At 61.2% G+C, this 12166-nt stretch carries 9 protein-coding genes and 1 pseudogene; 3 read left to right on the plus strand and 7 right to left on the minus strand.

Annotation, left to right across the window (positions count from 1 at the left end; all coding sequences use genetic code 11):
* Window positions 1-13: 13 nt before the first annotated feature.
* The 4 genes and pseudogenes from KI235_RS12120 to KI235_RS12135 form a co-directional block, all read right to left on the minus strand.
* Window positions 14-2944 (minus strand): DUF4132 domain-containing protein, encoded by a 2931-nt coding sequence (locus KI235_RS12120; protein WP_003200511.1) that lies wholly within the window; start codon window positions 2942-2944, stop codon window positions 14-16.
* Between the two features lie 30 nt (window positions 2945-2974).
* Window positions 2975-3415, minus strand: a complete 441-nt coding sequence (locus KI235_RS12125) for a hypothetical protein (RefSeq protein WP_003200514.1) — start codon at window positions 3413-3415, stop codon at window positions 2975-2977.
* 128 nt (window positions 3416-3543) lie between these two features.
* Entirely contained in the window at window positions 3544-4722 is a 1179-nt protein-coding gene (locus KI235_RS12130; protein ID WP_003200516.1) for an MFS transporter, read from the minus strand.
* 20 nt (window positions 4723-4742) lie between these two features.
* Window positions 4743-5490, minus strand: a pseudogene (locus tag KI235_RS12135) (MmgE/PrpD family protein); the annotation flags it as partial.
* A 171-nt stretch (window positions 5491-5661) separates the two neighbouring features.
* On the opposite strand from KI235_RS12135, the gene gcvA reads away from it, so the two are divergent.
* From gcvA to KI235_RS12150, 3 genes are all read left to right on the plus strand, one after another.
* Window positions 5662-6567, plus strand: a complete 906-nt coding sequence (gcvA, locus tag KI235_RS12140) for a transcriptional regulator GcvA (RefSeq protein WP_013692953.1) — start codon at window positions 5662-5664, stop codon at window positions 6565-6567.
* Window positions 6568-6635: 68 nt separating this feature from the next.
* The gene (locus KI235_RS12145; protein ID WP_027912407.1) at window positions 6636-7463 is read left to right on the plus strand and encodes a DMT family transporter; all 828 of its coding nucleotides are present in this window, start codon (window positions 6636-6638) and stop codon (window positions 7461-7463) included.
* A gap of 35 nt (window positions 7464-7498) precedes the next feature.
* Window positions 7499-8260: an SDR family oxidoreductase gene (locus KI235_RS12150; protein WP_013692955.1), complete on the plus strand. Its 762-nt coding sequence runs from the start codon at window positions 7499-7501 to the stop codon at window positions 8258-8260.
* Window positions 8261-8379: 119 nt separating this feature from the next.
* Here KI235_RS12150 and KI235_RS12155 read toward each other — a convergent pair whose 3' ends face one another.
* Genes KI235_RS12155 through KI235_RS12165 form a run of 3 tightly spaced genes read right to left on the minus strand, consistent with a single transcriptional unit; the run spans window position 8380 to window position 12158 of the window.
* Complete coding sequence (locus KI235_RS12155; RefSeq protein ID WP_003200557.1) at window positions 8380-8958, minus strand: sarcosine oxidase; 579 nt, start codon at window positions 8956-8958, stop codon at window positions 8380-8382.
* A 3-nt stretch (window positions 8959-8961) separates the two neighbouring features.
* On the minus strand, window positions 8962-11859 hold the full coding sequence (locus tag KI235_RS12160; RefSeq protein ID WP_043042648.1) for a 2Fe-2S iron-sulfur cluster-binding protein: 2898 nt from the start codon (window positions 11857-11859) through the stop codon (window positions 8962-8964).
* A complete protein-coding gene (locus KI235_RS12165) occupies window positions 11856-12158 on the minus strand; it encodes a sarcosine oxidase subunit delta (protein WP_003200561.1) in 303 nt (100 codons plus the stop codon). The genes KI235_RS12160 and KI235_RS12165 overlap by 4 nt, the downstream gene beginning before the upstream one ends.
* Window positions 12159-12166: the final 8 nt, after the last annotated feature.

Raw genomic sequence — 12166 nt, forward strand, 5'->3', positions numbered from 1 at the left:
GAATTTTTGAACATCAGCCGCCGCGCTGTATCTGCTCCAGTATCAGGTTGTCGGTGATGTTCATGTCGTCCAGCAGCAGAAACATCTTGCTCAACACCTCGGCCATTTTCCTGTCGGTGTCGGCGAACGGCAGGTAGAACTCCGTGGAGCTGCTGCCTGCGGGCACGATGCACAGGTAGTTGCCAGGTTCGATATGGATGGCCGCGCTGCCCAGATGAATGCGGTAGTTCGCACGCTGGCCGGTAATGTGCAGAAAATGCCCTTCACATTTAACGTTTCGCAGCCCTAGCCCTCGAACCAACTCACCGACCAGTTCGGCGCGGCGTTGCAGGGTTTCTTGGCTGGTGCTGTAGTCGTCTGCGGTGTGGGCCACGGAGACCAGCAGGTCGGCGTCGCGCATGATTTCCGAGAACAGCAGCGGTGGTACTTGCTCAAGGGGTAGGGCTTTTTGGTCGCGGTGGAACGCAATCGTGTCGAAGGTAAAGTGTTCTGTTTCCGAGAGATAATGGCCGGTATCCAGAAAGTTGAACATGGCGTATATGCCGTGCTCTTTGCTCTCGTAGTAGATGTCCTCGACGCTTGAGGTCGACCAGTTGCGGACCTGCAGCAACCGGGCGGCGACTTTGCCTTTGAGGCGGTGGCCGGCAAATCGGTTGGACCACAGGCCGGTGTCTCGCTCAGCAGGTGTTAACAGGTACAGCTCGCGAAAGGCCTGTTTGAACGGCTGCACGCGGCGCTGGGTCACCACTTCTTTCTGCCAGGCCGACAGTTGTCCGGCCGTGAACAGATGAAAAGGGTGAGCGATACGCAGAGTCTTTTCAGCGACGTGCTGGCGGCCTTCCAGGTCAGTCACCGTCAGCGTTGCGGCATCGAGCCAGCCCAGCGTAGCGTCGTCGGCTTGCACAATCAGCTGTTCGAGCAGCAGGCGAACCGCGGGCATTTTCAACAGCGGCTTCAGGTCGTCCAGAGCCAGGGTTTCGCCGCTGCTCATCATCGTTTCCAGGGTGCGGCAGAAGCGGGCGATCTGTTCCTTGAGCTGGGTCTGCTGCGTTTTGAGGGCGATGAAGTCTGGGTTTTTGCGCACCGCAGGCGGCGCGGTCTTGAGTGTTTTTCCGGCTTTGCAGATGTGCAAGGTGGGCGACAAGCCGTCGATGACGAGCGTGACGTCATAGCCATCGATGGTGGCGGCCGTCAGCGCGGATTCGGCGATCTGCGATTCCATGGCCCATTCCAGGCGAATCGCCGAGGGGTAACCGGCGACACGCGCCAGGTTTTCCAGGCCTGCCTGCACCGCCGCGTGGGAGTTGGCCTGGCGTTGAGCGCCGTATTTGCGCACCTCTTTGTGCAGTTTCTTGAGGGTCAGATAGCGTTGGCGTACGTCGTCCGCATCCTTGACGGGCAGCAGGCCATAGATACGCATGGCCGGCTGTGCGTGGCGGGCCAACTTCTTTTCCAGTGCCGGTCGACCGATGCCCTGGTAGGCGTCGAGCAGCACACGCGTCTCGGGAAATGCCCAGTGCGAGGGTTCAAGTGCCGCGAGGTATTCGCGCAGGTGGTCGGGGTCGGCTTCGGCCAGTGCCTTGTCCAGCAGGTAGCGGTCCACCACACCCACGGTTTCATCCAGCGTATTGGGCAGGTCGGTGCCCCAGCCGGACTGAGGTGCCAGGGCAATGTTCAGGTATTCACGCTGGAAGGCTTGCAGATCACTCCAACCGAGCGCGTCGAGCACCACACGGCTGGCTTGTCCGGCGTAGGGCAGGGCAGTCAGCAGGCTGTTTCTGGACAAACCGGTCAGCGCCGGGAGCAGCTCTGCCGACGGGTGCTTGGGCAACGCCTGAAGCGACAGGAAGCGTTCGAGCACCGCGGCCGTGTAGCCAAATCCGTCGAGAAAGTTATCCGGCGTCATGCCCAGTCGTTCGACGACCGCCAGGGCCTGCAGCAACCAGCGGGTCTGATACACCTCGACCGAACGGAAGGTGTCAGCCAGCTTCTCGGCGTTAGCGGGCAATCCAGCCAGGGCGTCCTCGACATAACGAACGGTGAAGTTCGCCAGTTCAGGGGGCGCCGCAGCAGCTTCTTCAGTGGGGGGCTCATCGCTCTGGGACGACTCATCATCAAGGCCTTCGTCTTCCGCGGCCTCGTCGTTTGAATCGTCCTCGTCGAACGCTTCCTCGGCGTACCGATCCAGGTCCACATCATCGCTGTCCAGCCCGGCGTCGTCGGCGTAGAACATCATGGCGCGGCCCCAGGTATTGGCTGCCCGGACGAAGCGAGGGTAGTCGAGGCGGCCCGCTTCCAGCAGGCCCAGCGCGATGCGCTGGATTTCCTTGTGCACGTAGATATACGCGTCGGCGATTTTCCTTTGTTCGTCACCGGGCGCTGAAGGGGGCTGCTCGCGGTTCCAGCTGCCGTCCAGCAACCATTGGGCGAAGGTCTGCCAGGCCGGGGTGGGCGGGTAATTGCTCAGGCGACTGATGCACGTAGGGACGTCAGGCAAGGCCCAGGCCTGGTCCGGGCTTCTTCGGTAATAGGCCGGGCCATCTTCGTCAGTGGGCAATGGATAGTCACTGTCCTCGAAGGCAAATTGCAGCATGTGCTGCAGCCGCGCGCAGATCTGCTCCAGTGAATAGGCATCCGGGTGAGCCGTGATCCACGCATCGCAGAGTCGATACTGCAGGCCATAGCGCTGTTGATCGCGGCGGTCCTCCAGATCGTCCCAAACGGTCGGGAACACAAAACCATCAGCCAGTGCTTTGGGCCCCTCCTGGGGATGCTGCCTGACCCAGTCATCGGCTATGCGCAGGCAGTCGATGCCGTCCCAGAAATCGGGCTCGAATTGGTCATATGGGCTGAGCTCGGGATAGTCATCCAGCGCTCTATCACAGAATGCTCGCAGCGCAGCGAGGCGTGTGGCTTGTTCGGGCACAGGACGGCGTGATTGCATGAGGGTATCCGAGGAAGAGAGTGACGAGAATCAACCGCCAATCAGCGGCACCAGGCGGATAAACGCGAGGGTGGAAGGGGGGCTCAATTCGATTGTCTCATCGAGACTTTGCAGCATGACGCCGTTGTGCAGGACGCGGAACGCACGGGCCTCAAAACCCTTCAGGGCTCGCTCGACCTCAACGCCGACATCCAGGTCTGGAGGTGCGCTGGCTTGGGGCATGACCACCGCACCTTCACTGGCTTGCTGAAGAACGTCCCGCTCGCTCAGGTATTGGCGGTCGAGCACTTCACGCAGCGATACGTGTTCCAGCCAGTGCTGGACCGACAGCGCGGCGATCTGCTCGGCAACGGTCAGGTGAATGAGCTCGGCGACCGTCAAGGTCAACGAGCTCGGTGTCAGGGTGACAGGGGGCAGCAAAGGCTCCTGGCGTGCGCCTTTCAGGCAATAGCTATGAACCACGAACTCCATGACGCATTCCTTGCAAGCCAGGCCAGCCGGGGGGATGGCGCCTTAGCATATCCGGCTCTGCAATAAATTTCATCGCGCCGCGCGCTCAGGCGTCGTAATAGAAGCCTGACAGGTGCTGGTTTACGACATTACTTTTTCACAATAGCCATCCGGCGACCACTCATGAAGCACAGCAGGCCTCCCATCGCGGTCAGCGCGCTCAACGCATAGAACATCGTCGGTGCCGGGGTGTGCATCAGCAGGTATCCGCAGATCACCGGGCTCAGGGCGCCGCCGAGCGCTGCCAGGTTTTGAGCACCGTAGTAGCTGCCGCGCAGTTTTTCCGGGGCCAGGGTATCGACGAAAAGGAATTCGGCCGGGTAAATGATCATTTCACCGAGGGTGAAAATGAACATCGCCACGCACCAGCTCACCATGTCGTCCGCCAGGCTGAAGCCGATCAGGCCAAGCATGAACAGGCTGGTGCCCGCGGCAATCCAGTAGCGCAACTTCTCGCGATCGAGGAACCGGCCGATCTGGTATTGCAGCACAATTACGGTGATGGCGTTGCAGGCGAGCAGGGCGGCCATGATGTCCAGCGCGCGTTTGGATTCGTGGGTCACCAGCAGGTATTGCGACAAGTAGAGGGTGAAGCGTCCGTGCACCACGGTGCTGAGCAGGCAGCCGCACGTGAACATGATCAGGGTACGGTCGTTTTTCAGGGTCTTGAGCGTCTTGAGAAAACTGGGTGGTTGACCAATGACCGCTGGCGGCGCGGCATCCCTGGGGATGCCGGTCATCAGGAAGATGCTGAAAAACGCGATGCCAGCGGCGATCAGGAACGGCGCTATCGGATAGACACCGGCAATCACCACGCCGAGCATGGGGCCGGTGGCATAGCCGATGTTGGTCAGGGTGTAGCGCAGGGAAAATGCCTTGGCGCGCTGGCCCATGGGCAGGTTTTCGCTGAGGATCGCTTTCGAACCGATAAGGAACAGCGCTGACGCGGTCTCGGTGATCACCACGGTCATGGTGGTCAGGTAGAGGTTTTCGGCAAAGGTCAGCAGGATGAAACCGATGGCACTGGAGAGCATCGCCAGGATCAGCAGGCGGCGCTTTTCCAGGCGATCGATGACATATCCGCCATACAGCGCCAACAGGGTGGCGATGAACACTGCGATACCGAGCAGCAAGCCGACATCCTGTTGGTTGAGGCCCAACTTGTTGCTCAAAAATAGCGTGAGCAATGGACTGGTAATGGCGCGGCTGACGACGATGGTCAGTGAAACGATCATCAAGCGTCGGATAACGAGCGAGTAAGTGGCCACGGTGGTGCAAATGTCCTTATTCAGATGTTTGGCGTTCGCCGCAATACCGCGTCGCGGCTATCGCGGACAAGCCACCGATCCAGTGTGCGTACCGATTGCAGTTCTTCAATGCGCCACAGTTGCCCCAGCAATCCTTCAGCCTGTTCCCGCGACATCACCCGCATCGCCAGGCTGAAAAACTTCTGTTCCAGAGCCACATCGGTCAGCGGATTGCCTGGTGCGCCCAATGGCACTTCTACGCACAAGCTCGCCTGCCGGCCATCCACGGTCCGCAGCGTCACCATGGGCTCGCCATCCTCGGACAGACGCGGGTCGACTTCAAGGTGAATGCGCGACAGCCATTGGGTCATGGGCGGATCGTTACGTTGTGAATCGTCATACGCCTGCAATCGACAATGCCCTTGCACCAGTCGTGCGGCCAAGGCATATGACAGGCTCATTTGCGCCGCTGCAAGGGTGCTGACGTCCCGGCCGCCACACATGTTGTGAAGAAACCCGCTCAGCCGCACCTGCACGTCTTCAACCTGGTCGACCTGTGCATTCAATTGATCCAGCAGCAGCCCCAGGGCGTCGATGGCCGAATGGGTCCCGCGGCAGGAGGCATGGTTTGATCGAGCAGCGGGCGAGCTTCCAGACCACACCTAGGTCCGCATCCAGCGCTTCGGGCATGGAGGTCTTCGGGGCGAGGGTTTTCAGAAAACCACCCCAGACCTCATCGAACAACTGCGTCGGCCCGCTGATGCCTTGTTGGGCAAACCGCGCCGCCAAGTCGGGCTCTTCCAGATTGACGAATCAGCTCATGGACGTTCTATACGCGGACAGCCCGAAAGCTTGAAGAAGAAACCGTCGAACACTTGACTAAGTGCTCGACGAACAGTGTGCCTACAACGAGCGATGCAAAGGCGCTAGCATGAGCGCTTACTCATAGTAGGGAACATCATGAGAAACCTCCCTCCTTCTTCGAGCCTGCGGGCCTTTGAAGCCGCTACCCGGCACGCCACGTTCACTGCGGCAGCAGAGGAGCTGCATGTCACACAGAGCGCAGTGAGCCACCAGCTCAAGCATTTGGAACAGCTCTGGGGATTGCAGCTGTTTCATCGCAGCAGCTCGTTGCACCTGACCTCGGCGGGAGCCGCGCTTGCGCCCATCGTGCGGGAGTTCTTCATGAAGCTCGAGGCCACCCTGGCCGATTTGCGAGAGCAAAACGGCAGGCAGCGGCTGAGCGTCAGCACGACCTATTCCTTTGCCTTGAAGTGGTTGCTACCCAGGCTGCCGGACCTGGCGCAAGCGCATCCGGAAATCCTGCTGACGCTGGACAGTACCGATAGCGCCATTAACTTCTCGACGACAGACCCGGACGTTGCGATCCGCCTGGGCAGCGGTCATTTCCCGTCGCTGTTTTCAGAGTTTCTGTTTCGCGAGCAGATTTTTCCTGTCGCCAGCCCGGCTTTGCTTGCGCGCTTTGGTACGCCTCAAACGGCCGCCGAATTGCTGCGCTATCCGCTGCTGACGCGCGATGGTGCAGCGCTGGTGCCGAAATGGGAGCAGTGGTTTGCCCAGATGGGCGTCGAGGTCACGACCTTGAAGGAAAGCATTCGCTACGCGGACACCAATATGACCATCGAGGCGGCGCTGTTGGGACAAGGTATCGCGCTGGCACGCAGCGGGCATGTTGAGGCCGAGCTCAATGACGGCCGTCTTGAAAGACTTTTCGAACTGCCGTTCGCCTCGCCTCTGGCGTATTACTTTGTCTGCCCCAAAGGGATCGAGACTCAACCTCATATCGCCAGCTTTCGTCGTTGGCTGGTCACGCAGGCCGTAGGTGCGCAACACGCTTATGCATGAGGTTCTATTCATGCCTGGATGAAGAGACTTTGCTTTTATAGCCTGACTTGAGCGGTCTAGGATGATGCATGCCTCTATACATCATCTGCCTCGTCTTGTTCGCCGCGCTGCTGCACGCCAGTTGGAATGCCATGCTGCGCGGAGGTGCCGACCGTTTGTGGTCGATGACCATCATGTGCATGGCGATAGCCCTGGCGAGCCTCATCGTGGCGACGCTACTGCCTCCGCCCGCCCGTGCAAGCTGGTTCTGCGTCGGACTCTCCGCGGTATTGCACGTGGGTTACAACCTGTTTCTGGTGCGCAGTTACAAGTCTGGAGACCTGGGCCAGACCTATCCCATTGCCCGCGGTGTCTCTCCAATCCTGATTGTCCTGGCCGCTTCGGTGTTCGCCGGTGAGCGGGTGTCGCCGAGTGGGCTGCTAGGCGTTGCGTTGGTGTCGACTGGAATCATCTCGCTGGCCTATACCGGGCGCCGGCGGGCGTTGCCTGACTTGCCCTACGCATTGGGAACCGGTTGTTTCATTGCCGCTTACAGCGTGGTCGATGGCATCGGCGTTCGCCTCTCCGGGGCGCCATTGGCCTACACCGCCTGGATGTGCCTGTTGTGGGGCGTGATGATGCCCGTGGTTTATATCGGACTGCGAGACGCCAAAAGCCTCTTTGCCTTGCGGCCAGGTATCGCCGTGGCCTCCGCTGGCGGGCTGGTTTCATTGCTGGCCTATGGGGTCGTGATTTACGCCATGGCCCATGCACCGATGGGGGCGGTGTCCGCCCTGCGGGAAACCAGCGTCATGTTCGCCGCTTTGATCGGATATGCATTTCTTGGCGAAGCATTGACCTTGCGCAAGCTGCTGGCCTGCGCAGTCATTGCCCTCGGTACGCTGGTTATCGGTTGACGTTGCTTGTTTTCATTTAGCCGTGAGGATTGATCATGAATGACGATTCGCAAAAGCCGGTGATCCTGATCACCGGAGGCGGGCGCGGGATCGGGGCGGCGACTGCCATGCTGGCCGCTGAGCAAGGTTACGACGTCGTACTGACCTACATCGCCGATCAAGCGTCGGCGTTGGCGGTGGCAGAACAGGTCGAGGCCAGGGGCGCCCGTGCCTTGGCGGTACGTGCCGATAACGCGGATCCGGCACAGATCGCCGAACTGTTCGCCACCGTTGACCTGCGCTTCGGACGAATCGATGTGCTGGTCAACAACGCTTCGATCCTGGCACAGCAGTCTCGCTTGGAGGATCTTGGCTTCGAGCGCATGCAGCGAATATTTGCGGTCAACACATTGGGCCCGATGCTCTGCGCGCAGCAGGCTACCCGGCGCATGGCCTATCGTTATGGCGGGCGTGGCGGTGCCGTCATCAACATCTCCTCGGCGTCGGCCCGCCTCGGTAGTCCGAATGAATACGTGGACTATGCGGCGTCCAAGGGAGCGGTAGAAACGTTCACGACGGGCTATGCCAAGGAAGTGGCTCGGGAGGGTATTCGGGTCAACTGCGTTCGCCCCGGGCATATCTATACGCAGATGCATGCCAGTGGCGGAGAGCCGGGCAGAGTCGACCGGGTGAAGGAAACGATCCCGATGGGGCGTGGTGGCCAGCCGGAGGAGGTGGCGCGGGCCATTCTCTGGTTGGCGGGGCCGGATGCTTCGTTTGTGACGGGTACCTTCCTGGATGTGACCGGAGGGAAATAGACCGGCTAGCAAGGTCGTTTTTCAAATGAAAGCGCCCGATCATTGCCGCTGCATCACGGCCGGTCAGGTGACGTGTCCGTCGCATGGCTGCCTGGCGACACGTCAACGGACCCAGAAGGTCAAGGCAGTGAGGTTGGGTTGTACCGACTGACCTCGAACTCCTCCAGAGCATCCAGCAGCGCGTCGTTGAAGTATTGCTTCGAGGCGCGATCCCACAGGATATGAAAGGCCGGTGCCTCCACACTTCCCGTATGGATCACGATCACATTGATCCGCGCCGCCGATGTCTGCGCCACCGCCCCTGGCTTGAAGGCCGGGAAGCTGAGGTCGACCCCGCAGAGCTTGGCCATCACCTGGGCAATCGCACCTCCGCTGAGCACCAGGCAGGCGTGGCTGTCCTGGCGGGGCAGCAGGTAGTTGGCCTGGTGGTCGAGTTCCCAGCGCGCCTCTTCATCGGCAATCCGCTGACCCTGATCCTGGGGGCTGCCCAGCAACACATATTCGGTCTGTGACAGGCGCGCCACCCAGCTGCCGTCGGCCTGGGCGGTGGCGCGGTTGGGGGCGTCCGGCAGGGTGAAGCCGCGCGCTGTGAGGTACTCGGCACTGTGGCTGCCACGAAAGCCGACTCGGGGCAGGTCGGTCTGGTCGACCAGGTGGTACGGTTGCGTGAGTGTCTCGTGGTCTTTCAGACTGGTCATGGCTTAACCCTCCTGGCGTTGGTTGGTGGGGTCGAAGAAGGGCAGTTGCACCACTTCGGCCTGGACGATGATGCCGCCCTCGACGCGAATCGGAATGTGCTGTCCCGGGGCACTCTGCTCGATACCGGCGTAGGCCAGGCCGATGATTCGGCCCAGCGTCGTGGAGTATTCGCAGGAGGTGACGTTGCCGCTGATGTCCGGGCCGTTGAGTACCAGGTGGCCTTCCAGCGGTTGTACGCTGCCCTTGGGCAAGGAGAAACCCACCAGTTTGCGTTTCAGCGGTTGGGCTTCGAGGATGTCCACCGAGCGCCGGCCGACGAAGAATGGTTTGTTGCGGCTGACCGCCCAGCCCATGTCGATTTCCGCCGGATGGGTCATGCCGTCGGTGTCCTGACTGATGATCACGTGGCCTTTTTCCAGGCGCAGCAAACGTTGGGTTTCGACGCCGAAGGGGCGGATGTCATGGGCCTTGCCGGCCTCCATCAGCGCGTCCCAGAGCATGAGCCCGTGACGCGCCGGCACGTGGATTTCATAGCCCAGTTCGCCGACAAAACCCACGCGCAGCAAACGGGCCTTGATGCCCGCCACGGTGCCCTGGCGCACGCCCAGATAAGGAAACGCTTCGGCGCTCAGATCCAGGTCGGTGCAGACCTGCTCCAGCACTTTGCGCGAATCGGGCCCGGCGACGTTGACCGCGCAAATAGCCGCGGTGACGTTGGCGACGTCCACGTCGAGGCGCCATTGCGCGTTCCACTTGAGCATCTGCTGGTAGATCCGGTCGACACCACTGGTGGTGGCGGTGACGTAGAAGTGATTTTCGGCCAACCGCGCGCAGACACCGTCGTCGATCACCACCCCGTGCTCGTTGGTCATCAGCGCATAGCGGGAGCGGCCGACCGGTTGCTTGAGGAAGGCAAAGGTGTACATGCGGTTGAGCAGCTCGGCGGCGTCCGGGCCGCGCACATCCAGGCCACCGAGGGTCGAGACATCAATGATGCCGACCTTGTTGCGCACGTGCAGGGCTTCGGCCTGCATGCAGGCTTCGCGATCCTTAGCGTTGCCATAGTAGGCCGGGCGTTGCCAGATGCCCGCAGGCATCATCTTCGCGCCAGCTTGCAGGTGACGAGCGTGCATCGGCGTTTGCCGGTACGGATCGAACGCGCGACCGGCGACATGCGCCAGTTTTTCGGCCACAAACGGCGGCCGTGCCGTGGTCACTCCGGTTTCGCTGATGTTGCGTTGGGTGGCCCACGCCACCAGCCGGGCGGTCGGCAGCGCCGAGTGACGACCCTGAGACGGGCCCATGCCGACGGTGGAGTAGCGCTTGACCAGTTGCACGTCGCGATAGCCGATCTTGGTCGCGTTGACGATGTCGGCCACTTGCAGATCCTCGTCGAAGTCGACGAAGTCCTTGCCTTTGGGATGCGGGAAGATCGGCCAATTGAAGTTGACCCGGGCTTCACCGCTGAACGATGCGCGTTGCGTGCCGACTGTCAGGCCCAGCGCGAGGGCGGCTTCGGCACCGGCATTCACGCCATCGGCAATCACGTTATCCAGCTGATGACGACCGTTGACCGAGCCGGCGATATTCAGATTCCGTGGCAGGCTGCTGAGCGTGAACTCGGCACGTTGATCGTCGTAGGCCAGTTTGCCGCCGGCCTGGCACAGCAGTTGATAGACCGGCATGTAACCGGCGGACATGCACAGTAAGTCGCACGCCAGATATTGCCCGCTTTCGGCGACCTGGCCCTGTGCGGTGATCTGGCGCACATCGACGCCGTTGATGTGGCGCATGCCTTTCTCGTGCAGGGCCTCATAGACGGTGCTGTTGCCCTGGTGGTAGATCTTGCGTTGCGCCAGTGCGCGTAGCAGGGATTCGTCCGAAGGCCCTTGGCGCAGGTCCACCACCGCGACGACATCGACGCCCTGGTCATGCAGGTCCAGCGCGGCGAGGTAACCGTCATCGTTGCCCGTCAGCACCACGGCGCTGTTACCCGGTTTGACCGCATACAGCTTCATCAGCCGTTGCGCGGCGCTGGTCAGCATCACGCCCGGCAGGTCGTTGTTGCGAAAGATCACCGGCTGATCGAACGCGCCGCTGCAAACCAGGCATTGGCGAGCGCGCACTTTGTACAGGCGTTTGCCCTGGATCACCGGCAGGTAGTTATCGGTGAACCAGGCGTTGCACGTGGCTTCGGTCAGGATCTGGATATTGGTGTGTTGCTCGACCGCCGCGAGCAGTTCGCGGCGCAGGTTTTCAGCCTTGTTGCCGTCGATATCGAAGCGGGCGTAGGTGAGCGACCCGCCGAGAATCGGCTGTTGTTCGATGAGCAACACCCTGGCCCCCGCGTTGGCGGCGGTCAGGGCTGCGTGCAGCCCGGCGGGACCGGCACCGATCACCGCCACGTCGGTAAACAGGTAGGCCTTGTCGTAGTACTCAGGCTGGAACTTCAGGTCGAGCACACCGAGACCGGCCTTCTTGCGAATGATCGGCTCCCAGACCTTCCACATGCCCTTGGGCTTATAGAACGAGCGGTAGTAGAAGCCCACCGGCATGAATCTGGAGAACTTGCCCAGGTAGGCGTCGCGGTCGTTATCCAGCGAGCCGTTGACGTTCTGCGCCGTCACCTGCAACCCCGCGGACAAGGCGTGAGCATCGGCCAGCACATTGGGTTCCTGGGGCAGTTGCACCAGGCTGTTGGCATCCTGGCCGGCCATGGTCAGCGGGCCGCGCGGGCGGTGGTATTTGAACGAGCGGGAGATCAGGAAACGCCCGTTGGACAACAGGGCGCTGGCGATACTGTCGCCTTGCAAGCCTTGGTAGTGCTGCCCGTCGAAACTGAAATCCAGCGGCTGATCGCGGTTGATCAGCAGGCCCATGGGGGCGGGTAGGCGATTCATCCTGCGATCTCCTTGGGGGCGGCGTTGAATTCGACACGGCTGCTGAAGAGCTCCTTGGGATCGAAGGTCCGCAGGATTTCGTCAGTGACGGTGTGCCGCTCCGCGAGAAACCAGTAGCTGGAGGGGTTGTGCATCCACCACTCGCGCACCACGCCGGCGAGGTTGTCGGTGTTGAACACGTAATCAGCCCATTCGCCGTCGCTGCACGTAACCGGGTCGGGCATGGGTTTGAGTTCACCGCCATAGGTAAACTCGCTGATATTGCGCGGCCCGTTGAGCGGGCAAGTCATGATTTTCATAGTCCGCT

It is taken from the genome of Pseudomonas sp. St386 (genome assembly GCF_018325865.1).
In the GTDB taxonomy this organism is placed as follows: Bacteria; Pseudomonadota; Gammaproteobacteria; order Pseudomonadales; family Pseudomonadaceae; genus Aquipseudomonas; species Aquipseudomonas brassicacearum.